Below are 23,583 nucleotides of genomic sequence, written 5' to 3'. Positions count from 1 at the left end.
GTCGGTTACACCAGCGCCTTGGCTTCGTCGTCCATCGTGCCGGTGACGTCACTCGGCTGAAGGATCATGTCGGTGTGCGCTGCGCCCGACGGGATCATCGGGAAGCAGTTGGCAAGCTTTGCCACGCGGCAGTCGACGATCACCGGACCCGGTGTGTCGAGCATGGTCTGTATTCCCTCTTCGAGTTCGCCGAGCGTGTCGATGCGCATGCCCGTCCAGCCATAGGCCTCGGCAAGTTTCACGAAATCTGGCAGGCTGTCCGAATAGCTGTTCGAATAGCGGCTTTCATAGGTCAGCTCCTGCCACTGGCGGACCATGCCCATCCATTCATTGTTGAGGATGAAGATCTTGACCGGCAGGCGGTACTGGCTGACCGTCCCCATTTCCTGGATATTCATCTGGAGCGAGGCTTCGCCTGCGATGCAGATGACGAGGCGGTCGGGCCTGGCGATCTGCGCGCCCACGGCGGCGGGAAAGCCGTAGCCCATCGTGCCGAGCCCGCCGCTGGTGAGCCAGCGGTTAGGCGCGGAGAAACCGAAATGCTGCGCCGCCCACATCTGGTGCTGGCCAACCTCGGTCGTAATGATCGGATCGCGCCCCCGGGTCGCCTCGAACAGCGCTTTCACCGCGCGCTGCGGCATGATTTCGGCGGCCGCGTCCTTCTTTTCGGGAAAGTCAAGGCAGCGCGCCGCGCGCCAGCCGTCGATGCGGCGCCACCATTCGCCAAGATCGCGCGCCTTGTGCCCCTTGTCCTGCCACGCCGCAATCAGCGCGTCGAGCGCGCGACCCGCATCGCCGAGCACAGCGACATCGACGGGGACGATCTTGTTGATCGAGCTGCGATCGATATCGATGTGGATTTTCTTCGCGTGCGGCGCAAAGGCGTCGAGGCGGCCCGTCACGCGGTCATCGAAGCGCGCGCCGACCGCAATGATGAGGTCGGCGCGGTTCATCGCCATATTCGATTCATAGGTGCCGTGCATGCCGAGCATGCCGAGCCACTTGGGATCGTCCGACGGGAAGGCGCCGAGCCCCATCAGCGTCGAGGTGATCGGCGCGCCGGTGAGCCCGACGAGCTGGCGCAACGCCGCGCTCGCGTCGGGACCTGCATTGATGACGCCGCCGCCGGTATAGAAGATCGGCCGCTCGGCCGCCGCGATGAGTTCGATCGCCTCGGCAATCGCCGCGGCGTCGGGCTCGACCTGCGGGCGGTAGCTTTGATGCTCGATCCGCGCCGGCACCGAGTAGGTGCCGACCGCAACCTGCACATTCTTCGGAATGTCGATGACCACCGGCCCCGGGCGGCCGTGGGTCGCGATGTAAAAGGCCTCGTGCAGGATCGGGCCCAAGCGGTCGGGGTCCATCACGAGATAATTATGCTTGGTGCAGTGACGGGTGATGCCGACCGTGTCGCATTCCTGGAACGCGTCGGTGCCGATGAGCGTCGTCGGCACCTGGCCGGTGAGGACGATCATCGGAATCGAATCGAGCAGTGCATCGGTGATGCCGGTAACGGCATTGGTCGCGCCCGGTCCCGAGGTCACGAGCACAACGCCGGGCCTTCCCGTGACGCGGGCGTAGCCCTCCGCAGCATGGGTGGCCGCCTGCTCGTGGCGGACGAGAATATGCTTGATCTGGGGGTGATTGAAGAGCGCGTCGTAGATGGGAAGGACCGCGCCGCCCGGATAGCCGAACACTGTGTCAACCCCGAGGTCGACCAGCGCCTGAACCACCATGTCGGCACCGCTCATTTCCGTCACGACCTTGCTCCTTTGCTCATCTTTTTGCTCGCGCGCCAGGGTGGCGCTTGTGCGCTGCAACAGTCGGCGGGCAATAGGTGTATGATTCTATCCTGTCAATAATCTATCGCGTAATATTGTTGCAATTTTACTTATAGAATCGACCGATAATGATTCTTCCTCGCGTGGCCAGTCCTGGGGCGGCTGATGACGGAACCAGGTGTATTGCCGCTTGGCATATTGGCGCGTCGCTGCCTGCGCGCGCGCGAGTGCCTCCTCGTGGGGGATGCGGCCTTGCAGCCACGCTGCGACCTGCGGCACGCCGATGGCGCGCATGACGGGAAGATCAGGATCAAGGTCGCGCGCAATGAGCGCAGCGACTTCCTCGGCTGCCCCGGCCTCAAACATTGCCTCGAGCCGCGCGTCGCAGCGCGCGCGCAGCCATTCGCGCGGCGGCAGGAGAACAAGCGGGATGAGCGCGACATCCGAGGCAATCCCGCCCTCGCGGGTCTGCTGCCAGTCGAAAAGCGTGCGGCCGGTGGCGCGAACCACCTCGAGCGCGCGCGAGACGCGCGCCCTATCGGCGGGGGGCAAGCGCTCGGCGGCCGGGGGATCGAGTTGCTCGAGCGCGGCGTGCGCTTCGGAGGGAGGCAGGGCGCGCACCTCGGCTCGGATGGCGGGGTCGATGTCGGGCACCGGAGCGATGCCGTAAAGGAGGGTGCGCAGATAAAGGCCGGTCCCGCCGACGAGGATCGGCACATCCTCATCCTCCCACGCGCGGGCAAGCGCGCGGCGCGCGTCGGCGGCCCAGCGCGCCGCATCATAGGCATCGGCGCCGTCGACATGGCCGAAGAGACGGTGGGGGACAGCTGCCATCTCGGCGGTCGTCGGACGCGCCGAGAGAATCGCCAGATCGCGATAAACCTGGCTTGCGTCGGCATTCACCACTTGCGCGCGCCCCACTGCCTGCGCCAAAGCGACAGCCAGCGCGCTCTTGCCGCTCGCGGTCGGCCCGGCGATAAGCACGAGCGGGGGCTTGAGCCCTCTAGAGGTAGAAGGAGACACCATGTTCGTTGCGACGCTGATAGCAGCCGGAAAGCTGACGGGCGAGGTGGTGCGCGAAGCGATCGACCGTCTTGACGCGACAGGGCACGAAGTCGGCGCGCCGCACTGGCTCGACGACGGCGATGCTGCCGATATCGTTTTCCACGGCAGCCTGGTAAGCGCGCGGAGCGAACTTGCAAAAATGGACCATGGCGCGCTCGACGTGATCGTCCAGCCGCTCGGCGACCGCACCAAGAAGCTGCTGATCGCCGACATGGATTCCACGATGATCAGCTGCGAGTGCATCGACGAACTCGCCGACTATGCGGGTCTCAAGGCCGAGGTTGCGGCGATCACCGAAAAAGCGATGCGCGGCGAGGTCGACTTTCGCGGTGCGCTTGAGGAAAGAGTGGCGCTCCTCGGCGGGCTTGCCGAAGGCGTGCTCGCTGAATGCCGGATGGAGCGGGTGCGTCTGACCCGCGGTGCGCGCACGCTCGTCCAGACGATGAAAGCCTATGGCGCGCATAGCGTGCTCGTCACCGGCGGCTTCACGGCCTTTGCAAACCCGGTGGGCGAGGCGGTCGGATTTGACCGGGTGGTCGCGAACCAGCTCCTTCTCGAAGGCGGCAAGCTCACGGGCAAGGTTGCCGAACCGATCGTCGACAAGGACGCCAAGCTTGAAACGCTGAAGAGCGAGGCGGCAAGGCACGGTCTGCCCCTCGCCGACACGCTCGCGATCGGGGACGGTGCCAACGATATTCCAATGATCACTGCCGCAGGGCTTGGCATCGCCTATCATCCGCACCAGGCGGCGGCGGAGGCAGCGGACGCGGTGATTCGGCACCACGACCTGACCGCGCTGCTCTGGGCGCAGGGCTATTCGCGGCGCCAATGGGTGCTAGGCTAAGCGGGCAGGGCGAAGCCTTCGCTACTTATCGACCACCAGGCAGGCCTGGCCGTCCTTCTTCACCGTCGCGCAGAAGGCGTCGGCCTCCGCCTTGCTCGCAAAACCTCCGGCCTGGAGCCGGGTGAGCTTGCCGTTTTTGACCAGATAGGGCTGACGCGAAGCAAAGGCGGGATGTGTCTTTTCAAGGCTCGTCCAGAGTTTGCGCGCATTGCTCTCGATCCCGAAGGCGCCAAGCTGTGCGCGCCACGGGCTTGCGGCCGCAGCGCCAGCAGCGGGCGCCGGCGGAGCGGCGGATGTCTTGGGGGCGGGCGAGGGAGATGCCGTCATGGCGGGACCGGGTGCGGAAGCCGGCGGCAGCGGACCGCTTTTTGGGGGGGGCGCATAGGTCGTGCCGGGGGCCGGCGGGGCGGCTTTCACCGGCGCCGATACCGCCGGCGGACCTTTCGCCGCTGCGGTGCTCACCGCGGTGTCGGCCGCGGCTCTCGCTTCCGCCGCAGCGGCAGCTGCCGCCTCGGCAGCGGGCGAAACAATGGGATTGGGCGGCGATGCGGGAGCGGGCGCCGCGATCACGGGAGGGGGCGTGTACCTTGTGCCCGGAACCGAGGCGGGCAGGCTCGCGGTCTTGACCGGCGAGGGGGCGGGCTTTGGCGGCGGCGGGGCGGCGGCGTTCACCGCGGCGAGACGCGCGCGGGCTTCGGCCTTTTCCATCTCGGGCAGCATCGAAAGGCCCTTTTGCCGCTGCTCGAGCGGGATCAGACGGTCGAGCTGGGCAAGGCGCGCCGAGGCAATCTGGAGTCCCGCGTCGCTCGCACGCTTGGTCAGCGCATAGGCGAGCGGCCAGTTTTCGGTGGCAAGGTCGCCGTTGAAGTGCGCTGTACCGAGGACATATTGCGCGCGAGGCTCGCCGCGTGCTGCCGACTGGGCGATATAGGACATGGCCTCCTCGCGGCGTCCCGCGGTGAAGAGAACAAGGCCAAGATTATCCTCGGCCTGCAGGTGACCCTGTTTTGCGGCGCGGCGATACCAGGCTTCCGCCTGCTCAAGATCGGACGGAACGCCGCGACCGAGCTTGTAGGCTTGACCGAGGTTGAACTGCGCGTCGGGATCGCCCGCAACCGCGAGCGGGCGCCACTCGGCGACGGCGCTTCGATAATCACCCTGTTGCCAGGCGTCGACGCCGTCCTTCACCGAGGCAGCAGCGGGCGCGCCGAGCGATGCGGCCAGGAGCGGCAGCGCGAGCGAAGCGATTGTGCGGATTGAGTGCATCGAATTCTCCATGACCCGGTCGCCTGGAGGGGCGAGCAGTTCCCGAGGAAGAGACCCTAACCCCAAATGGCTAACACGCCGTTAGCAAGAAACAGGGCCGGCCGGACTTTGATCCGGTCTGGCACAACATCGTCTCAAGCCTTTGGTTACCATAGGTCTCAATGCTTCCTTCACCCTCTTTTTATCATCGTTAACCCAATTTTAGCGCCCCGCATGTCATTCCTCCGACCGATTTTGGACATTCAGGGGGACAGTCGTGCGCGTTTTGGCATTGGCTTCACAGAAAGGCGGGTCGGGGAAAACGACCTTGTCGGGGCACCTTGCGGTGCAGGCCCAACTAGCGGGCGCCGGTCCCGTCGTTCTCATAGACATCGACCCGCAGGGCTCGCTCGCCGACTGGTGGAACGAGCGCGAAACCGACCTTCCGGCCTTTGCGCAGACCACCGTTGCGCGGCTCGCCTCTGACCTGGAAATCCTGCGCCAGCAAGGTTTCAAGCTCGCGGTCATCGACACGCCGCCCGCGATTACCATGGCGATCCAGAGCGTCATCAGCGTCGCCGAACTGATCGTCGTTCCAACGCGCCCGAGTCCGCACGACCTGCGCGCTGTGGGGGCCACGGTCGACCTGTGCGAGCGCGCTGGCAAGCCGCTGGTTTTCGTTGTCAACGCGGCAACCCCCAAGGCAAAGATAACGAGCGAGGCCGCGGTCGCGCTCTCGCAGCATGGAACCGTCGCGCCGGTGACGCTGCATCACCGCACCGATTATGCCGCGTCGATGATCGATGGCCGCACGGTGATGGAGGTCGATCCCAATGGTCGCTCGGCCGAAGAGATCCGCCAGCTATGGACCTATATGAACGACCGGCTGGAGAAGAATTTCCGCCGCACCATTTTCGCATCGCCGCTACCCACGCAGGGCAATTACGGTGCGGTTCGCCCGATGGGCGGGGGCTTCGGCCGCCGCATCGCCGGCCAGTAAGGGGAGGGCATGATGGGCGAACCCAAACCCCTCGCATCGCTGAGCGCCGGTCTGCTTGCCCGCAAGGGCGGTGCGCGGCCTGCCATGCGCCGCCAGCCGCTCGGCAGCGGCCCCGGCCCGCTTGTCGGCGCCGGCTATGACGATCTTGGCTGGAACGATATGGGCTATGACGTCGATCCTGACCAGAATGCTGAACCGGCCCATATGGTCGATTTAAAGCCGCTGCTCACAGGATCGGTGCTCGCGCACAATGTCGAGGCCGAACAAGCCGTCGACGAAAGCGCCGAGCCTGCGATCGCCGAAACGCCGCCGTCGGCCGAACTCGGCGAGGCTTTCGCGCCTCGGGTGCCCGAAGTCGTGCGTCAGCAGGAATCGCTCATTGACCGCGTCGCGGCGGTCGCGCGCAAGGTCGAACAGCCTTCGCCCAAGGCGAAAGCGCCGCGTGCCCGCGAAAAGGCGGCATTCACGCTGCGCCTCGATGCCGAGCGCCATTTGCGCCTGCGTCTCGCGAGCGCCGTTACCAACCGCTCCGCGCAGGTCATCCTCACGGACTTGCTCGACCAATATCTTTCGTCGCTGCCTGAAATCGACGCGATGGCGAGCCGTCTGCCAGCGGCGCGCTCTGCGCGCCGGACGGCCTAGCACCGGATAAAGGGGGGACCTTCATGAACCGCAAAATGCTGATGAAACTCGCCGTATCGGGCTTCGCCTTGGGAATCACGGCGACCGGGTGCAGCGGCACGGGGCCGCTCGCAGTCGCCTCGTTGAAGGTCGCCGACAAGGCGGAAGCCGCCGCGAAGTCTGCTGACCGCGCGCGCGCCGCGCTCGAAAAGGGCAAGGCAGGAAAGGCCGTGAGCTTGGCCGAAGCGGCGGTCGCAGCAAGCCCGCGCGATGCGGGCTATCGCGCCCTGCTCGGCCAGGCCTATCTCAGCGACGGGCGCTTTGCGTCGGCCGAGGCGGCGCTCGGCGAGGCGATGGAATTGGGCGCGCGCGACGCCAACACCCTAATCGCACTGACGCTCGCGTATATCGCCCGCGGCAACAGCGCTGGGGCGCTGGCGCTGCTCAAGAATAATAGTGATGTTATTCCCGCGTCTGACGCGGGCCTCGCGCTTGCGCTGGCTGGGGACAGCCAGTCGGCGATCTATGTGCTGACCGCAGCGGCCCGCGCTCCCGACGCGAGCGCGCGTACCCGCCAGAATCTTGCGCTCGCGTTTGCCCTCTCGGGTCGCTGGGCGCAGGCGCGCATCCTTGCCTCGCAGGACCTGTCGCCCGCCAAGGTCGAAGGACGGATGACGGAGTGGGCGAAGCTCGCCGAAGCGCGTGACCAGGAGATCCGCGTCGCCAGTCTGATCGGCACCAAGGCGAAGGCCGACGCCGGCATGCCGGTGCAGCTTGCGCTCGCCAATTTCGGGGACCCGCAAATGGCCGGGGCTCCGGCAGACGCGCTTGCGCTCGCCAGCGCCGATCCCGCGCCGGCTGAGAGCTATGCGCCTCCGCCGCCGGTGGCCATCGAGCCGAGCACTGCCGAAGCACCGATCCGCACCGTCGAACTGCCGATGCCCGAGCGGGTGGCAGGAGCCGCCCTGCCGGTCACCGAGCTCCCTTCGCCGAGCGCCGCCGCGCCCGTGATCGCCGCCGATGCGGGGCCCTATCGCCGAGCGCCGCGCGTGGGCACGCCGTCGGCAGCCGGCGATGTCCCTCTCCGGCTGACGGCGCAGGCCTTTGATGCCGCAAATCCTTCGGGCTGGGCGGTCCAGCTCGGTGCCTATGACAGCCTCGGCATCGCCAAGGAAAAATGGGGCGTGCTCAAGAAGCGCAACGGCGAGCTCGCGGCTTTCCCGGCGTCGAGCCATGCCGCGACGGTCAAGGGCCGCACCTATTATCGCCTCACCGTGAACGGCCTCAAAAGCCGCGCCGACGCGAGCAAGCTTTGCGGCGAGCTCAAGGCGCGCGGCCAGCGCTGCTTCATCCGTCAGATGGGCGGCGAGACGATCCAGTGGGCGGCGAAAGCGACCCCGGTGCGGATGGCATCCCGCTAGGACGTCCTCTGAAGGCGGGTGGCCCGCTCCCTGTGGCAGCACGGTCTCAAGGGCGGTCAGCGGATGCGCTGGCCGCCCTTCCACATTGCCGTTGCCCGGCCTTGCACCGGCATGCCGTCGAACGGCGTATTGCCTGCCCAGGCGGCCATTTTCTTCGCGTCGACCTGCCACGGGGTATCGGGATCGACGAGGATGAGGTCGGCTTCCTTGCCCACCTCGAGCTTGCCTGCATCGACCCCGAGAAGGCAGGCCGGGGTGGCGGCGAGCAGCTCGAAGAGGCGGCCGGGCGCGATATGTTCGTCGCGGACGAGGCCGAGACCGAGCGCAAGCAATGTTTCGGCGCCCGCCATGCCGGGCTGGGCTTCGGCGAAGGGAAGGCGCTTGTCCTCGGGGCCGCGCGGGTCATGGCCTGAGGATAAAATGTCGATCGTCCCATCGGCAATCGCGGCGAGGCAGGCGCGGCGATCCTCCTCCGAGCGGAGCGGGGGCGAGAGGCGCGCAAAGGTACGGAAATCTCCGATTGCCGTATCCGAAAGCAGGAGATGCGCAGGCGTGATGCCACAAAGGACCGGGAGGCCCTTCGCTTTGGCAGCGCGGATGAGCTCGAGCCCGCGCGCTGTTGTGACCTGGCGGAAATGGACCGGCGCGCCGGTTTCCTCGACGAGCGCGAGATCGCGCGCGATCGCCATCGCCTCGGCGATTGCGGGGGCAGAGGCAAGACCAAGCCGCGTCGCCATCTCGCCGTCGGTCGCGACCGCACCTGCGGTCAGTCCTTCGTCCTCCGCATGAATGATGGTCACAAGGCCGAGCGAGGCCGCGTAAGATAGCACGCGGCGCATCACGCCGCTGTCGGCGATGCGCGCGCGCCCCGTGGCAATGGCGCGCGCGCCCGCCTCTTTCATCAGCCCGATCTCGGCCAGCTCCTTGCCCGCAAGCCCCTTGGTCGCGGCGGCGAGCGGATGCACCCAAAGGTCGGGCTTGCCGCCCTTTGCGGCGCGCTCGACCAGACCGGCGCCGTCGAGCAGACCGCTGTCGGGCATCAGTGCAGCGCGCGTGATGCCGCCGAAATGAAAGGCCGGCTTGTCGGTTGCAAAGACGCCAAGGTCGATGATGCCGGGCGCGAGCCACTGACCCTTGGCATCGATCGTCTCGGCGCCGTTCGGAACCTCGGCCGGATCGAGCGCGGCGATGCGGCCGCCGATGACGAGCAGACTTCCCGGACGCGGTGCGCCGCTCTCGACGAGCTGCGCCCCGGTGATATGGAGCGGCCTTAATTCCATCCCGGCACTCCCCGCTTGCGGCGCGTCAAAATGTCGAGGCACGCCATACGCACCGCAACGCCCATCTCGACCTGCTCGGTGATCGTCGATCGCGCGGGATCGTCGGCGATACTGCTGTCGATCTCCACCCCCCGGTTCATCGGGCCAGGGTGCATGACGATGGCATCGGGTTTCGCCTTTTCGAGGCGCTGCGGCGTCAGGCCGTAAAGCGCATGATATTCGCGCGCCGAGGGAAGATAGGCGCCGTCCATTCGCTCGCTCTGCAGGCGCAGCATCATCACGACATCGGCGTCTTTGAGCCCCTCATCCATGTTCGTGAAGGTCGCGACGTGCATCCGTTCCATCGCAGGCGGGATCAGAGTCGACGGTGCGACAACGCGCACTTCGCTGCCCAGCAGGGTCAGGGCAAGGATGTTCGAGCGCGCGACGCGGCTGTGGAGAACGTCGCCGCAGATCGCGATGGTCAATCCCTCGACCTTGCCCTTGCGGCGGCGGATCGTGAGCGCGTCAAGCAGCGCCTGCGTCGGATGCTCGTGGCGGCCATCGCCCGCGTTGAGCACCGGGCAGTCGACCTTGTCGGCGATCAGTTGCACCGCGCCCGAGGCCGAGTGGCGAATGACGATCGCATCGGCCCGCATCGCGTTCAGTGTCATCGCGGTGTCGATGAGCGTTTCGCCCTTCTTTACGCTCGATTGCGCAGCATGCATATTGACGACGTCGGCGCCGAGCCGCTTGCCCGCGATTTCGAACGAAAGAAGCGTTCGCGTCGAATTCTCGAAAAAGGCGTTGATGATCGTCAGCCCCGCGAGCGCATCGTCATGCTTCGCGGCGCCCGAGCGATTGAGATCGACCCATTGTTCGGCAGCATCGAGAATGTAGGAAATTTCCCACGGGGTGAGCTGCGCAATGCCGGTCAGATGGCGATGGCGAAAGGCATCGCCGCCGGGCGGATAGTCGCTGGCGGGTCGGATGGTTGCGTTTGTCATTAAAGCCGAGCCTCTAGGCGTCGGCGGCAATTTTCGCAAGCGCCGAGACGAAGAACGGTCCCAGCAATCCGAGCGCCCAAGGAAGGAGCAGGATGATGTTGGCCCCGAGCGAGATCAGCATCCAGGTCGCAAAAGGCTGCTTGCGCGTCTTGTGGCGCATCAGGAGCGCGGCGAGCATGGTGCCCAAGGCGCCGCCAAGAAAGGCCCAGAGGAGCAGGGTGGACTCGCGCGTCCGGCGCATGCCGGCCTTGGCATATGCCTTGTCGAAGACCATCAGGAGAAATGCGATCAAATTTGCCGCAGCGAGCCACATGAAAATATAATCGGTCATCAAAGAGTGACTTGGCGGAAATGTGTGAAGCGCAGCATCGAAGGTTGCTCCCCCCGATGTGACTTAGTGCACCATCGCGTCGATCGCTCCTTGGAGTATGAACGCCGCTGCGGCGCTGTCGACGCGCTCGGCGCGTTTGGCGCGGCTGACGTCGGCGGCGATCATCGCGCGTTCGACCGCTGCGGTCGACCAACGCTCGTCCCAAAGCAGCACCGGAAGCGCGAGGGGAGCAAGGTTGCGCGCGAAGGCGCGCACCGACTGGGTGCGCGGGCTGTCGCTGCCGTTCATGTTGAGCGGCAAGCCAATGACGAGCCCGACAACCGATTGCGCCGCAACCAGCGCTCTTAGCGCATCGAGATCCGCGGCAAATTTCTTGCGGATGATCGTCTTGTCGGGCGTCGCAAAGCTCCAGCCCGCATCGCAGAGCGCGACCCCGATCGTCTTGATGCCGACGTCGAGCCCTGCAAGACGGCCGCCGCCTGGCAGCGCGGCGGCAAAATCGGAAGGGGCGGTGGTGATCATGGCTGGGCTCCTCCTTACCTCTTGATGCCGAGGCAAGTCGAGACGAGCCTCCGATGCTCGAGGCCTTTGTTTGCCGATACCTGTCCGGACCGAACCGAACGCGCGCCCGGCGTGCGTTAAGACCCGCTTTTAGCCTCTGGCGGCGCGGCCGGCGCCGCGGTCTCTCCTGCGGGGGCCGCGAGAGGCGCTGCGGGTGGGGGAACCGGCGAGGGCTTGCCCTCGAAGCGCGCGAGCCGGCGCAGCACGTCGGCGCGGACGTTCGCCCAGAAGAGGGTGATGTCGAAGACGTGATAATTGTTGCCGGGAAGCACGTAGCTTGGCGCATAGTCCTTCGCGATCTCGGCATCGCCAATCATCAGGAAGCCGCGCGTGTCATCGCAGCGTGCGCCGATGACGCCCGGGACGAGCTGGCCCTTCTTGAACCCATCCTCGGGTTTCAGCGTGCCGATATTCGCCGCGGGCGCGGCTGCGGTATCGGGAATGCCGGTGATCGGGTTGGTGCACAGCATCCGCGTTTCGCGTCGCGGGCGGCCGTCATAGCCAATCGTGCCGTCATATGCGTCGGTGACCATCGACGTGTCGGCAGGTTCGGCGAAGGTCGCCCAGCCGAGGATGCAATTTGCCTGTTCCGCCGTCTCGCAGGCTGGAAGACCAAGCGCGTCGAGGTCGGTGTCGCGGCTAATCGGCCAGCCCACAATATAGGCCGCGACAATTCGCTTCGCGAGCGGGGTGCCCGCGATGCGGTTCTTGATCAGCGTTTCGATATGGAGCGCGCCCTGGCTGTGACCCGCGAGGATGATTGGCCGGTTGTTGGGCTGCGCGGCAACGAACGCGTCAAAGGCCTGCTCGACGTCGCGATAGGCGGCATCGATCGCCTTGCCAGCCGTGACACGGTCGGTCGCGAGAAAAGCGCCGAGCGTCGCCTGCCGATAACGCGGCGCCCAGACTTCGCCGGCGTCGGCGAAGGCGCTCGCCATGCCGCGCATGAAAAGGTCGGCGCGGTAATTTGCGTCGCGGTCGTCGAGCGGCGCATTCCAGCTCGACTTGCTGTAATAGCTCGTCGGGTGGACGAAGAAGACGGCAGCGTTGCCCTTTTGCGCCGCAGTCGCCGCGGCCGGCTCAGCGGCCCGGGCGGGCGCGATCAACTGATCGCGGGATTGCGCGGCGGCGCTGTCAGGTGGCGGCGTCATGGTCCCGGCGATTTCCGGGCGCCAGGCCGAGGGGTCGCTTTCAAGACCAGGGCGCGCGAGCCACATCGCTGGGTCCGCATAGGCGTTGGGCGCAATCGCTGCCTGGGGCTCAAATTCGGTCGACGGCACGAACGCGACACGGCCGAACCAGCCGGGCGCAAGCTGATAGGCGATGCCGACACCGAGGGCGAGGAGAATGATCGCAGCGATGAGATAAAGAAATTTGCGGGCCAAGCGGGGCTCCATGGGAGAGAAGGTGCGCTCGCGCTATCTGACTTGCACATGCGCCCGAAACAAGCCCAGATGTGGGGAATGAGCGAAACCTCCGCAACCCCGCCCGCCCTCGAGTCGCCCCGGTCTGTCTCGGCCAGGCTCGACGCCCACGACTTGCCCTGGCCCCAGCGGCCGTGGATCATGGCGGCGATCTGTGCGGTCGCGGGGCTGGTTTTCCACCTCCTGGTCGATCGCACCTATACTGAACCGCACGCGCCGTGGCGCGACGCGTCGGCGGCATTCGTGGCGATTTCGGCAGTCGTGTTCGTGCTGGGCGTCGAGATTCGCCGCTGGCACTGGGCGGCCGCCTTCGCGCTCCTATGGGGCGCGGTCATGGGACTGATCACCTGGCATTCGGCAGGATACAACCTCAACGGCTCGCCGATCGAATGGCCTTTCTGGTCTGGAATTCTTGCGGTGCTTGTCGCGACACCGCTGTTCCAGACGCGGCGCGACGTTGCGCCCGACGCGCGATTCTGGAAGCTTTGGCAGATGCCCTATGCGCGCCTGCACAATCACGCATGGACCGATGCGGTGATCGGCGCGGCGGGCCTCGCGTTCGTCGGCGTGACCTTTCTGCTGGTCATGCTTATCGGAGAAATGTTCCACCTGATCGGGATCGACCTGATCCGCGACTTGCTGCGCGGCGAATGGTTCGGCTGGATGCTCGCGGGGGCGGCGTTCGGGGGAGCTGTCGGGCTGCTGCGCGAGCGCGACAAGCTGGTTTCGACACTGCAGCGGCTGGTGATGATCGTGCTGGCGGTGCTTGCGCCGGTGCTCGCGGCGGCGCTGATCCTGTTCCTCCTGTCGCTGCTTGGGACGGGCCTCCAGAAATTATGGGACGCGGGCTTCTCGACGGCGGGGCTGATGCTCGGCATTTCGGCCTTCGCGGTGCTTCTTGCCAACGCCGTGATCGGCAACGGCGACGAGGACCGGTCGGGCAACCGGGTGCTGCACGGCGCAGCGGCAGTCCTCGCGGTCGCGGTGCTGCCGCTTGCGATCATCGCCGCGGTCTCGATGCAGGTGCGGATCGCGCAATATGGCTGGACGCCGGAGCGCATCTGGGGGGTGATCGCGGTCGGAATCGCGCTCGCCTATGGCATTGCGGGCGTGGCCGCGCTCGCGCGGCGGCGCCGGGATTTCGACGTTGCGCTGCGGCCGTTGCAGCAGACGCTCGCGATCGGGCTCATGCTGCTCGCGGCTTTCCTCGCTCTGCCGATTCTCGATTTCGGGGCGATCTCGACGCGCGACCAGGTCGCCCGGCTCGAGAGCGGTGCGGTGAGCGCGGAAAAGTTCGACTGGGCGGCGCTCGCCTTCGATTTCGGGCCGAGCGGGCGGCGTGCACTTCAGAAATTGGCCGCCTCGCAGCAAACCGAGCGCGCCAACCTTGCCAAATGGGCCTTGGCGGCAAAGAACCGCTGGGACCTCAGAGGGCCCGGCGAAGTTGATGCCAAGGACGCCGCCTTCGCAGTGAGGCCGATCGAAGAGCGGGTGCGGGTGCTTCCCGTGGGCGCGGTACTTCCCCCTGAATTCTACACTGCGATGGGCGAGGAGAGTGCATGCCGGACCTCGGCCTGCGCCGTCTATGTTCTTGGCGAAGGCGCTGTCGCACTAATTGCGCGCGGATCCGATCCCCGCTTCTTCGTCGCCGGCCCCAAGCCGGGCGAATGGAGGGAGAGTTATGGCGTGACGCTCGGTGCCGAGCAGCCTCAGAAGACCGACCCCGACCTTGAAACCGCAACAATCGAGCTTCGTCCGGTGGCCCGGCGGCAGCTCTTCGTCGACGGCAAGCCCGTCGGCGATCCCTTCGAGTGACGCGCCCTTCTGGTCCGACCTTGAAGCGTCGCAAGCGCAGTGCTAGCGGCGCAGCTTCTCCCGCAAAGGCAGGAATCAATGGCAATCGATCAGGATACGGTAAGAAAGATCGCGTCGCTGGCGCGCATCGCGATCAGCGATGCGGAAGCCGCCGCGATGGAAGGCGAACTCAACGGCATCTTGGGCTGGGTCGAGCAACTCGCCGAGGTGGATGTGACCGGGGTTGAGCCGATGACCGCGGTGATCCCCAACAAGCTCCGGCTGCGCGACGATGTCGTCGACGCCGACCCGCTCACCGGCGGCAACCGCCGCGACGACATACTCGCCAATGCGCCCGCGCCGCAGCACGGCTTCTTCGGCGTTCCCAAGGTAATCGAATAATGAGTGATCTTACGAACCTCACCGTCGCGCAGATCCGCGACGGGCACCGCGCGGGCGATTTCAGCGCCGTCGAGGTGGCCGAGGCGTTCAACGCCAATGTCGCAGGCGCGAAGGTGCTCAACGCCTTCATCGTCGAGACGCCCGACCATGCGATCGCGGCGGCAAAGCAGGCCGATGCCGATCGCGCCGCGGGGACGCTGAAGCCTTTGTCGGGCGTGCCGATCGGCATGAAGGATTTGTTCGCAACCCACGGCGTTCAGACCACCGCCGCCAGCCATATGCTTGAGGGTTTCGTTCCGCGCTATGAGTCGACGGTATCGCAGAAATTGTGGGATGCAGGCTGCGGCATGCTGGGCAAGCTCAACCTTGACCAGTTCGCGATGGGATCGTCTAACGAGACGAGCTATTTCGGCAATGTCATCAGCCCGTGGCGGCGCAAGGACGGCGGCAACGCTGCGCTTGCCCCTGGGGGATCGTCGGGCGGCAGCTCGGCCGCGATCGCGGCGCGGCTCTGCCCCGCCGCCACCGGTACCGACACCGGCGGCTCGATCCGCCAGCCTGCGGCCTTCACCGGAATTTCGGGGATCAAGCCGACCTATGGCCGCTGCTCGCGCTGGGGTATCGTCGCCTTCGCAAGCTCGCTCGACCAGGCAGGGCCGATGGCGCGCGATGTTCGCGACTGCGCGATCCTGCTCGAGACTATGGCGGGCTTCGACCCCAAGGACGCGACCAGCCTTGACCTGCCGGTGCCCAATTGGGAAGCCGCTTTGTCGAGTGATCTCAAGGGGAAGAAGGTCGGAATTCCGAAGGAATATCGCCTCGACGGCATCGACCCCGACATTGATGCGATGTGGGACGCAGGGATTGCGATGCTGAAGGATGCGGGCGCCGAGGTCGTCGAGATCAGCCTGCCGCATACCAAATATGCGCTCCCGGCTTATTATATCATCGCGCCGGCCGAAGCCTCGTCCAACCTCGCGCGCTATGACGGCGTGCGATATGGCCTGCGCGATCTGCCGCAGGGCGCGGGTCTTCAGGACATGTATGCCGCGACGCGCGCCGAAGGCTTCGGCCCTGAGGTCAAGCGCCGCATCATGATCGGTACCTATGTGCTCTCGGCAGGCTTCTATGACGCCTATTATACGCAGGCGCAGAAGGTGCGCACGCTGATCGCGCGCGATTTCAACACCGCCTTCGAAAGCTGCGATGTGATCCTCGCCCCCACCGCGCCGTCGGCGGCGTTCGGGCTGGGCGAGAAAACCGCCGATCCGTTATCGATGTACCTCAACGACGTGTTCGCCGTGCCGGCAAGCCTTGCCGGATTGCCCGCGATGTCGGTTCCCGCAGCGCTCAATCGCGAAGGATTGCCGCTTGGGCTGCAGATTATCGGCAAGGCGTTCGACGAGCAGGGCGTGCTCAACGCCGGGCTCGCGATCGAGGAGCGCGCGGGCTTCACGGCTCGGGCTGAGAAATGGTGGTGATCTAGCGGCGCGCTCCCGCGAAAGCGGGGGCCCAGAGCGGCCTCGCGCTGCCCCGCACTGGGTCTCCGCCTCTTGCGGGGACACATGAAGGAACGGAAGATGTCTGAATACCGCATCAAGGGCGAAACCGGCGAATGGGAGGTCGTGATTGGCCTCGAGGTCCATGCGCAGGTCACCTCCAACGCCAAGCTGTTCTCGGGCGCCGCGACAGCGTTCGGGGCGGAGCCGAACACGCAGGTCTCGCTCGTCGACGCCGCCATGCCGGGGATGCTGCCGGTGCCGAACCGCGAGTGCATCCGCCAGGCGGTGCGCACCGGGATGGCGATCGATGCCGTGATCAACAAATGGTCGCGCTTCGACCGCAAGAATTATTTCTATGCCGATCTTCCGCAGGGTTACCAGATTTCTCAGCTTTACCATCCACTTGTTGGCGAAGGTTCGCTGACGATCGAGGCGGATGAGAAAGCGGGAATCCCGGAGGCGAAGCGGGTCGGGATCGAGCGCATCCATGTCGAGCAGGATGCTGGCAAGCTGATGCACGATCAGCACCCCTCGATGAGCTATGTTGACCTCAACCGCTCGGGTGTCGCGCTGATGGAGATTGTCTCGCGCCCCGACATGCGCTCGCCGGCAGAAGCGGGGGCTTATGTCCGCAAACTACGCTCGATCCTGCGCTATGTGGGCTCGTGCGATGGCAATATGGAAGAAGGCTCGATGCGGGCCGACGTCAATGTCAGTGTGCGGCGCCCGGGCGATGAATTCGGCACGCGCACCGAGACGAAGAATGTCAATTCGGTGCGCTTCGTGATGGCGGTTATCGAGAGCGAGGCGAAGCGCCAGATCGAGCTCATCGAGAGCGGCGGCACGGTGGTGCAGGAAACGCGGCTTTACGATCCCGACCGCAACGAGACCCGGTCGATGCGCTCGAAGGAAGACGCGCATGATTACCGCTATTTCCCTGATCCCGACCTGTTGCCGCTCGAACTTGATGATGCGTTTCTTGAAGAATGCCGCGCAAGCCTGCCCGAACTGCCCGACGCCAAGCGCGCGCGCTACATTGCTGCCGGGATTTCTGCCTATAATGCCGACGTGCTGACCGCGGAGGTCGAGGCGGCGCGCTGGTTCGACGCGCTGCTCGAGGCGGGCGCGAAGCCGGTTGCGGCGGCGAACTGGGTGACGAGCGAATTGTTCGGCGCTTTGAACCGGCTCGGCAAGGACATCTCCGAATCGCCGGTGAGCCCGGTGCAGGCGGCTGAACTGCTCGGTCTTGTCGCCGACGGCACGATTTCGGGGACGATCGCCAAGCAGGTCTTCGAAAAGATGCTCGAGACCGGCGACGGCGCCGCGGCGATCGTTGAGCGCGAAGGTCTCAAGCAGACGAGCGATACCGGCGCGATTGAGGCCGAAATTGCCAGGGTCCTCGCCGCCAATGCCGACAAGGTCGAGCAATATAAGGCGGGCAAGGAGGCGCTCTTCGGATTCTTTGTCGGGCAGACGATGAAGGCGATGCAGGGCAAGGCAAACCCGCAGGTGGTGAACGAACTTCTGAGGAAGGCGCTCGGGCGAGCGTGAGTTGAGATAAGGCAAGGACGGCTAACCCGAACTCGGGGGGCTGTGCACGAATTGGCCAAGGGAGCTCTTTTTCGACTCTTCGTTGGGATGAGCTGCGTCTTCGACCGGTGAGCCTTGTCTTGCGGCGCTTCTTACTGCCGGAGCAGACCCCAGCGTCCATGCTCAGCCCATCCTGTTCCCTGCGCCGGCGAAGTTATACTGGCCCGGGCGGCACCTCGCTGGGGCCGCGGCCGGGCGCATCGAAGTCGTCGCCTCCCGGATTGCCGGGGATCTCTGTCGGCTGGCCCGCGGGGTCTTCAAGGGGTGTCGGTTGCACCGGTTTTTCGGGCGGCGACTGAGGTTCGATTGTGTCGGGTTTCGGATTGGATAGCGGATTGGGCGTGCTGGCCATGGCAAATCTCCTTGCCTGATCAACGTGCCGGCGCGATCAGCGTTCCGGCTCCCTCGATTATCGGGCGTTCGCCCTTGCCCTCGGCTCCCCGTCTGCTATAGCGCCGCCCGGCCCGCACGGGCGTGCGCGGCAGCGCATGGCTTCGTGCACCCGGCTGACAGCTTTTCACGCGGGCGTGGCGGAATTGGTAGACGCGCTGGTTTTAGGTACCAGTATCGCAAGATGTGGGGGTTCGAGTCCCTTCGCCCGCACCAGTTCGCTGACGCAAGGCCGGGAAACATACGAGTTTTTGAGCAAGGACAAGATCAAGGCAATGAAGACCGTCGAAACGCTGAACGAAGGCCTGAAGCGCGAATATCGCCTGACCATCACCGCGCAGGATATCGATGCGCGCGTCGATGACGAAGTAAAGAGCATTGCCCCCACGGTGCGCATGCCCGGCTTCCGTCCCGGCAAGGTGCCGCCGAACCTCATCCGCAAGATGCATGGCGAGGCGCTGTCGGCCGACGCGCTCAACAAAGCGATCGACCAGGGCGTCCGCGACCTTATGACGAATGAGAAGCTGCGCCCTGCGCTGCAGCCCGCAGTCAGCCTCGCCGATGGTTATGAGCGCGGCAAGGACGCCGAAATCACCGTTGCGCTCGAAGTGCTGCCCGAGATCGAAACGCCGTCGATCGACGGGCTGACGCTCGAGCGGCTGACGGTTCCCGCTGATGATAAGGCGGTGATGGCGAAGATCGAAGAATTCGCAGCGCAGATGAAGCGCTTCGAGGATGCGCCGAAGACGAAGAAGGCCGCGAGCGGCGACCAGGTCATCATTGACTTCGCCGGTAGCGTCGACGGCGTCGCCTTCGACGGCGGCACGGGCGAGGACATGGCGGTCGAGATTGGCTCGGGCCAGCTTATTCCGGGTTTCGAGGATCAGCTCGTCGGTGTGAAAACCGGCGACGAGAAGACCGTCAAGGTCAGCTTCCCCGAGGATTATCCGGTCGACACGCTGAAGGGCAAGGCGGCCGAGTTCGCAGTCACCGTGAAACAGGTCAAGATTCCCGCCGAGAGCAGGATCGACGACGAGTTTGCAAAGTCGCTCGGGCTTGAAAGCCTCGACAAGCTCAAGGAGCTGATGAAGGATCAGGTCGAGCAGGAGCTCAACGGCCTGACCCGCACATACATGAAGCGCAAGCTGCTCGATCAGCTCGCGGCGAACCATGACTTTGAGGTTCCCCCGACGATGGTCGAGGCCGAATTCAACCAGATCTGGCAGCAGCTCGAACATGAGGCGAGCCACGAGGAGGACCCCGAGGCAGCGAAGGCCGAACTCGAAAAAGATCGCGACGAATATCGCTCAATCGCGGTTCGCCGCGTCCGTCTTGGCCTGCTTCTCTCGGAAATCGGTCAGGCGAACGGCGTGCAGGTTTCGAACCAGGAAATGCAGCGGCTGATCATGCAGGCGGCGCAGCAGTATCGCCCTGAGGATCGCCAGCGCTTCGTCGAATATGTCCAGCAGGACGCGCTCGCTGCCGCGCAGCTCCGCGCCCCGCTCTATGAAGACAAGGTCGTCGACTTCCTCTTCGAAAAGGCCGAGATCACCGACCGCGAAGTGACGCGCGAAGAGATCGAGGCGGCGATTGAGGCAGACGACGATCACGTCCACGGCCCGGGGTGTGGACACGACCATGACCACGACCACAAGCCGGCGAAGAAGACCGCTGCGAAAAAGCCGGCGGCCAAGAAGGAAGCGGTGAAGGAAGAGGCCAAGGCCGAGAAAACCCCCGCCAAGAAGGCACCGGCGAAGAAGGCCGCAGCGCCCAAGGCCGAGAAGGATGCCGCGGACGAAAAGCCGGCCGCCAAGAAGGCGCCGGCGAAGAAGGCTGCCGCCAAGAAGTAAGCTCTGCTTTGGCGAAGATCGAACGGCCGGGTGGAGCGATTCACCCGGCCATTTTCTTGGTCGGTCGAAGATGGCGCCGGGCCTGCGACAAGTCCCTGATCGCGCGCCCGCTCCCCGCAAGCTGCGGGCCTACAGGCTCCGTGTCCAATATTGCAGCTCGTGCGGTTCTTCCTCCAGCCCGCCCACCGTTTTCCAGTCGAACCAGGCGGTCACGCCATTGAGCGGTGCATAGCCGCGTTTGCGCCAGAAACTGTCGAGCGGGCGATATGGGGCGGGCCGGGCGGGGTGATCTTGCCCGCGGACGACGCTGCAGAAGGCAGCGGTTGCGGCGCCGAGCGCGCGCGCCTGCGCCTCGCGGTGGTCGAAAAAGGCGTGGCCGATCCCGCGGCCGCGATAGCTTTCGAGCAACACCGATTCGCCGAAATAGAAGGTCCGACCAATGTCAAAGCCAGCCGAGGCGAGCGGCTTTCGCCAGGCCGCATCCTGCGCCGCGAGCGGTGCCGCGGTCGCGGCGCCGACGATGTCAGTGCCGTCGCGGGCAACAACGACGAGTGCGCCTTCGGCAGCCGCAAAGGCCGAGAGATAATCGGCCTCATATTCCGCATCGCCATCGTAGAGATAGGGAAAGGCGCGGAATACCGCGATGCGCAGCCTCGCGAGCTCCGGGATGACTTCGGCTAACCCGGCGCCGGTGACCGGCACGACAGTCAGCGTCATGCCCCAACCTGCCGCAGCCAGTCCGAAAGATTGTAATAGGTGGTGATGCGCTCGATCAGCCCGGCATCATTGACTGACAGGAAGGCGCCGGCGGGAAGGCGATAGGTCTGACCCGTCGCCTCGGGCAGACCTTCGTCGGTCGCGAGATAGGTGCCGTTGACGACAAACTCTGCGGCAGCGCGGTTGCCTTGGGCAAAGATCACCATGTCGGTGAGCTCCTCGCGGTAGCAGCGCGTCATGTGCGCGTTGAATTCTGCGAACAGAGCCTTGCTCCGGCGGGGCGAGCCCTGATTGACATCGTGGCGGAGATCGTCTGCGACAAGGGCGAGCATCGCGCCCGTATCGCCCGCGTTGAAGGCGGCGTAATAGGCGGCGACGATTTCGCGGGTGGCGGTCATGCGAATCTCCCCAGAAGCTGATCGCGAACCCCGTATCAGATCACAGCCATATTATAGCAGTGCCAGCTGAAGATTGCCGCTGCGCCCCGGTGGGGCCGCCAGGGTTCAGCGAGCGTGCGCACCGCCTTTTCGCTCGGACGCTCGCCGAGCTGCAATATGCGGCCGACCGCTTCTTGCACCGCGAGATCGCCCGCGGGCCAGATGTCGGGGCGTCCTTCGGCAAACAACAGGTAGATTTCGGCAGACCAGCGCCCGATTCCCTTGACCTTGGTGAGGAGCGCAATCGCCTCCTCATCGTCAGCGGGGAGCGCGGCGAAATCGAGTTCCCCTTCGAGAATGAGCTTCGCGAGGCTCTTGGCATAGCTTTGTTTCTGCGCCGACAGGCCGCAGGCGCGCAGCGCATCGAACTCGGCCGCGGCCATGGCCTCGGCGGGGCAGCCCTCGCCGAACGCCGCTTCGAGCTTTTTCCAGATCGAATTGGCGGCAGCGACGCTGACCTGCTGCCCAACGATCGTGCGGAGCAGGGTCGTATATCCCGGCTCGCGAATGCGCGGTTCGGGATAGCCGGCATGGCCGAGCGCGCGCGCGAAATGCGGCTCGATCCTGGCCAGCGCGTCGATTCCGGCGTTCAGCTCATCCTGGCCCAATCCCATATACGATATTCCCTTTTTGTTCCCTTCGTTGCTCTTAGCAACGCTTGATTTGACGTGCAACGCGCGACATAGCCCCATGCGAATCGAACGATATGGGGACGAGCATGGCCAAGCTGATTGTGGTGACGCGCGACGGGACCGAACATGAGATCGAAGGCGACACCAGCCTGACCGTGATGGAGAATATTCGCGATGCGGGCTTTGACGAGCTGCTCGCGCTATGCGGTGGTTGCTGTTCGTGCGCGACCTGCCACGTCCATGTCGAGGCCGGCAACAAGGACGTGCTGCCTGCGATGAGCGAGGATGAGAATGACTTGCTCGATTCGACCAGCGATCGCGATGAAAATTCGCGTCTGTCGTGCCAGATCCCGTTCAGCGAGGCCCTCGACGGTCTCAAGGTCCGGATCGCCGAGGAGGACTGAACTCCTCGTCATCCGGCGAGCATCGGGATGACCAGCCTTCGACAAGAACAAGAGCTCCCGGCCCTTGCTGGGTGCGCGTCTATGCCCCCGCCGTCGCCACCGCGTAGAGCGCGATAGCTGCGGCGTTCGAGATGTTGAGGCTTTCCATCCGCGGCGAGATCGGCAGCCGCGCAAGAACGTCGCAATGTTCCATGACATTGTGCCTCATTCCGTCGCCTTCCGAACCAAGAACGAGCGCGACCTTGCTGCCGTCGAGCGTCTCGCCGAGCGTGGTCTCGGTCTCGCCGGTCAGCCCGATACGCCAATATTGTGCCTCGGCGATTTCCTCGAGCGCACGCGAAAGATTGACGACCCGTACCCACGGCACGGTTTCGAGCGCGCCTGACGCGGCGCGCGCAATGACCCCGCTTTCGGGCGGGCTATGCCTGTCCTGCGTGATGATTGCGGCCGCGTCGAAGGCCGCGGCCGATCGGAGCACCGCGCCGATATTATGCGGATCGGTGACCTGATCGAGGACGACGAGCGGGCTCCGGCGTCCCGCGTCGCTTTCTTCCCGCAATATGTCGCCAAGATAGGGGCTGTCGAGCGGGTCGACTTCGATCACCAAGCCCTGGTGCGGGGCATCGCGCGCGACCAGCCGTGCAAGGTCCGTCACGTCTGCGTAGCTGACGGGGAGGGCGGAGGGCAGGTCGAGCTGACCGATCGCCTCGCGTGTCCCCCAGATGCGCTTGATGCGTCGCTCAGGGTTGTCGAGTGCGGCGAGAACGGCATGGCGGCCCCAAAAGCGGATGCCTTGTCCCTTGGGCGACTGGCCGCCGGGGCGGCGGTGGCGGGAAAATTGTCTCATATGGCGCGCCTTTCCCATGACTGCCATTGACAGGCAAGCGCCGTTTCGCCATTGGACCGCTTCCCCGCAGGGGCCCCATGGACAGGTGGCCGAGTGGTTAAAGGCAGCAGACTGTAAATCTGCCCGGGTTTCCGTACGCTGGTTCGAATCCAGCCCTGTCCACCATTTTCCGGCTCTTCCCCGTGAACGGGGGATGAGGGTGGATCAGACCCGATTGATGACGCCATTCCAACCGCAAAGAGCGAGGACGCGCAAGCGGTAGTTGTGAAAGTTTCGGAAGCCGAACGCGCGGCGCGAGATCATCTCCATCTTTGTGTGAAAGCCCTCGGTGATTCCATTGTTCCTGGAAAAGCGCCACATGCGGGCGACGGGCTCGAGCCAGCTGGTCAGGGTATCGGCGAGGGACTTGAGGGGGCTGGCGGCGAACTGATCGATCAGCCTGAGCAGGTCGGGGATAAG

The 23,583-nt window shown here is 65.2% G+C and carries 24 protein-coding genes and 2 tRNA genes; 12 read left to right on the top strand and 14 right to left on the bottom strand.

Translation table 11 applies throughout. The features are described from left to right. Window positions 1–5: 5 nt before the first annotated feature. Together ilvB and miaA are read right to left on the bottom strand one after the other, a co-directional pair. Complete coding sequence (ilvB, locus tag B5X69_RS00130; protein ID WP_176141457.1) at window positions 6–1,760, bottom strand: biosynthetic-type acetolactate synthase large subunit; 1,755 nt, start codon at window positions 1,758–1,760, stop codon at window positions 6–8. Between the two features lie 87 nt (window positions 1,761–1,847). Continuing rightward, a complete protein-coding gene (gene miaA, locus B5X69_RS00125; RefSeq protein WP_079636593.1) occupies window positions 1,848–2,807 on the bottom strand; it encodes a tRNA (adenosine(37)-N6)-dimethylallyltransferase MiaA in 960 nt (319 codons plus the stop codon). Here miaA and serB point away from each other — a divergent pair. Next, a complete protein-coding gene (gene serB / locus B5X69_RS00120; RefSeq protein ID WP_079636592.1) occupies window positions 2,806–3,690 on the top strand; it encodes a phosphoserine phosphatase SerB in 885 nt (294 codons plus the stop codon). The genes miaA and serB overlap by 2 nt on opposite strands. 21 nt (window positions 3,691–3,711) lie before the next feature. Here the strand turns inward: serB and B5X69_RS00115 are convergent, their stop codons facing one another. Beyond that, window positions 3,712–4,956 carry an SPOR domain-containing protein gene (locus B5X69_RS00115; protein WP_079636913.1) on the bottom strand — a complete coding sequence of 415 codons (1,245 nt, stop codon included), beginning with the start codon at window positions 4,954–4,956 and terminating at the stop codon, window positions 3,712–3,714. A gap of 256 nt (window positions 4,957–5,212) precedes the next feature. Between B5X69_RS00115 and B5X69_RS00110 the strand changes: the two genes are divergently transcribed. The 3 genes from B5X69_RS00110 to B5X69_RS00100 are packed head-to-tail and all read left to right on the top strand — an operon-like array spanning window position 5,213 to window position 7,977. Further along, a complete protein-coding gene (locus B5X69_RS00110; protein WP_053553716.1) occupies window positions 5,213–5,935 on the top strand; it encodes a ParA family protein in 723 nt (240 codons plus the stop codon). A gap of 12 nt (window positions 5,936–5,947) precedes the next feature. Beyond that, a complete protein-coding gene (locus tag B5X69_RS00105; RefSeq protein ID WP_079636912.1) occupies window positions 5,948–6,577 on the top strand; it encodes a hypothetical protein in 630 nt (209 codons plus the stop codon). A 23-nt stretch (window positions 6,578–6,600) separates the two neighbouring features. Next, on the top strand, window positions 6,601–7,977 hold the full coding sequence (locus B5X69_RS00100) for an SPOR domain-containing protein (RefSeq protein WP_079636591.1): 1,377 nt from the start codon (window positions 6,601–6,603) through the stop codon (window positions 7,975–7,977). A 56-nt stretch (window positions 7,978–8,033) separates the two neighbouring features. On the opposite strand, the gene B5X69_RS00095 is transcribed toward B5X69_RS00100, so the two are convergent. From B5X69_RS00095 to B5X69_RS00075, 5 genes are all read right to left on the bottom strand, one after another. After that, entirely contained in the window at window positions 8,034–9,257 is a 1,224-nt protein-coding gene (locus tag B5X69_RS00095; RefSeq protein ID WP_079636590.1) for a dihydroorotase, read from the bottom strand. Then, window positions 9,248–10,243 carry an aspartate carbamoyltransferase catalytic subunit gene (locus B5X69_RS00090; protein WP_079636589.1) on the bottom strand — a complete coding sequence of 332 codons (996 nt, stop codon included), beginning with the start codon at window positions 10,241–10,243 and terminating at the stop codon, window positions 9,248–9,250. Before B5X69_RS00090 ends, B5X69_RS00095 begins: the two co-directional genes overlap by 10 nt. A 13-nt stretch (window positions 10,244–10,256) precedes the next feature. Continuing rightward, window positions 10,257–10,574, bottom strand: coding sequence for a DUF1294 domain-containing protein (locus B5X69_RS00085; RefSeq protein WP_139375601.1), 318 nt, complete (start codon window positions 10,572–10,574; stop codon window positions 10,257–10,259). A gap of 63 nt (window positions 10,575–10,637) precedes the next feature. After that, complete coding sequence (ruvX, locus tag B5X69_RS00080; protein ID WP_079636588.1) at window positions 10,638–11,096, bottom strand: Holliday junction resolvase RuvX; 459 nt, start codon at window positions 11,094–11,096, stop codon at window positions 10,638–10,640. Window positions 11,097–11,212: 116 nt separating this feature from the next. Beyond that, window positions 11,213–12,520 carry a DUF3089 domain-containing protein gene (locus B5X69_RS00075; protein WP_079636910.1) on the bottom strand — a complete coding sequence of 436 codons (1,308 nt, stop codon included), beginning with the start codon at window positions 12,518–12,520 and terminating at the stop codon, window positions 11,213–11,215. A 78-nt stretch (window positions 12,521–12,598) separates the two neighbouring features. On the opposite strand from B5X69_RS00075, the gene B5X69_RS00070 reads away from it, so the two are divergent. The 4 genes from B5X69_RS00070 to gatB all read left to right on the top strand — a co-directional run bounded on the left by B5X69_RS00070 (window position 12,599) and on the right by gatB (window position 17,808). Beyond that, window positions 12,599–14,374: a DUF4153 domain-containing protein gene (locus tag B5X69_RS00070; RefSeq protein ID WP_245798480.1), complete on the top strand. Its 1,776-nt coding sequence runs from the start codon at window positions 12,599–12,601 to the stop codon at window positions 14,372–14,374. 78 nt (window positions 14,375–14,452) lie between these two features. Beyond that, entirely contained in the window at window positions 14,453–14,755 is a 303-nt protein-coding gene (gene gatC / locus B5X69_RS00065) for an Asp-tRNA(Asn)/Glu-tRNA(Gln) amidotransferase subunit GatC (RefSeq protein ID WP_079636586.1), read from the top strand. Beyond that, window positions 14,755–16,236, top strand: a complete 1,482-nt coding sequence (gene gatA / locus B5X69_RS00060) for an Asp-tRNA(Asn)/Glu-tRNA(Gln) amidotransferase subunit GatA (RefSeq protein WP_079636585.1) — start codon at window positions 14,755–14,757, stop codon at window positions 16,234–16,236. Before gatC ends, gatA begins: the two co-directional genes overlap by 1 nt. A gap of 99 nt (window positions 16,237–16,335) precedes the next feature. Further along, entirely contained in the window at window positions 16,336–17,808 is a 1,473-nt protein-coding gene (gene gatB / locus B5X69_RS00055; protein WP_079636909.1) for an Asp-tRNA(Asn)/Glu-tRNA(Gln) amidotransferase subunit GatB, read from the top strand. A 193-nt stretch (window positions 17,809–18,001) separates the two neighbouring features. Here the strand turns inward: gatB and B5X69_RS00050 are convergent, their stop codons facing one another. Further along, window positions 18,002–18,199, bottom strand: a complete 198-nt coding sequence (locus B5X69_RS00050) for a hypothetical protein (RefSeq protein WP_079636584.1) — start codon at window positions 18,197–18,199, stop codon at window positions 18,002–18,004. A gap of 169 nt (window positions 18,200–18,368) precedes the next feature. Here B5X69_RS00050 and B5X69_RS00045 point away from each other — a divergent pair. Beyond that, a tRNA-Leu gene (locus B5X69_RS00045) sits at window positions 18,369–18,453 on the top strand. 59 nt (window positions 18,454–18,512) lie between these two features. Continuing rightward, the gene (tig, locus tag B5X69_RS00040; RefSeq protein ID WP_079636908.1) at window positions 18,513–20,087 is read left to right on the top strand and encodes a trigger factor; all 1,575 of its coding nucleotides are present in this window, start codon (window positions 18,513–18,515) and stop codon (window positions 20,085–20,087) included. A gap of 129 nt (window positions 20,088–20,216) precedes the next feature. Here the strand turns inward: tig and B5X69_RS00035 are convergent, their stop codons facing one another. Genes B5X69_RS00035 through B5X69_RS00025 form a run of 3 tightly spaced genes read right to left on the bottom strand, consistent with a single transcriptional unit; the run spans window position 20,217 to window position 21,855 of the window. Further along, entirely contained in the window at window positions 20,217–20,804 is a 588-nt protein-coding gene (locus B5X69_RS00035) for a GNAT family N-acetyltransferase (protein ID WP_079636583.1), read from the bottom strand. After that, window positions 20,801–21,202, bottom strand: coding sequence for a ketosteroid isomerase-related protein (locus B5X69_RS00030; protein WP_079636582.1), 402 nt, complete (start codon window positions 21,200–21,202; stop codon window positions 20,801–20,803). The genes B5X69_RS00035 and B5X69_RS00030 overlap by 4 nt, the downstream gene beginning before the upstream one ends. A 35-nt stretch (window positions 21,203–21,237) precedes the next feature. Next, entirely contained in the window at window positions 21,238–21,855 is a 618-nt protein-coding gene (locus tag B5X69_RS00025; protein WP_079636581.1) for a DNA-3-methyladenine glycosylase family protein, read from the bottom strand. A 104-nt stretch (window positions 21,856–21,959) separates the two neighbouring features. Between B5X69_RS00025 and B5X69_RS00020 the strand changes: the two genes are divergently transcribed. After that, window positions 21,960–22,277, top strand: a complete 318-nt coding sequence (locus tag B5X69_RS00020) for a 2Fe-2S iron-sulfur cluster-binding protein (RefSeq protein ID WP_079636580.1) — start codon at window positions 21,960–21,962, stop codon at window positions 22,275–22,277. A 79-nt stretch (window positions 22,278–22,356) separates the two neighbouring features. On the opposite strand, the gene rlmB is transcribed toward B5X69_RS00020, so the two are convergent. Beyond that, entirely contained in the window at window positions 22,357–23,124 is a 768-nt protein-coding gene (rlmB, locus tag B5X69_RS00015) for a 23S rRNA (guanosine(2251)-2'-O)-methyltransferase RlmB (RefSeq protein WP_176141456.1), read from the bottom strand. Between the two features lie 79 nt (window positions 23,125–23,203). Here rlmB and B5X69_RS00010 point away from each other — a divergent pair. Continuing rightward, window positions 23,204–23,289: transfer RNA gene (locus tag B5X69_RS00010), tRNA-Tyr, on the top strand. Window positions 23,290–23,328: 39 nt separating this feature from the next. On the opposite strand, the gene B5X69_RS00005 is transcribed toward B5X69_RS00010, so the two are convergent. Next, the coding region (locus B5X69_RS00005) for a transposase (RefSeq protein WP_217699080.1) at window positions 23,329–23,583 on the bottom strand (255 nt) is incomplete at its 5' end.

Source organism: Sphingopyxis flava (genome assembly GCF_900168005.1).
GTDB classification, from domain to species: Bacteria; Pseudomonadota; Alphaproteobacteria; order Sphingomonadales; family Sphingomonadaceae; genus Sphingopyxis; species Sphingopyxis flava.
The sequence above is the reverse complement of the archived record's forward strand: the minus strand, read 5'-3'. Positions and strand labels throughout refer to the sequence as shown.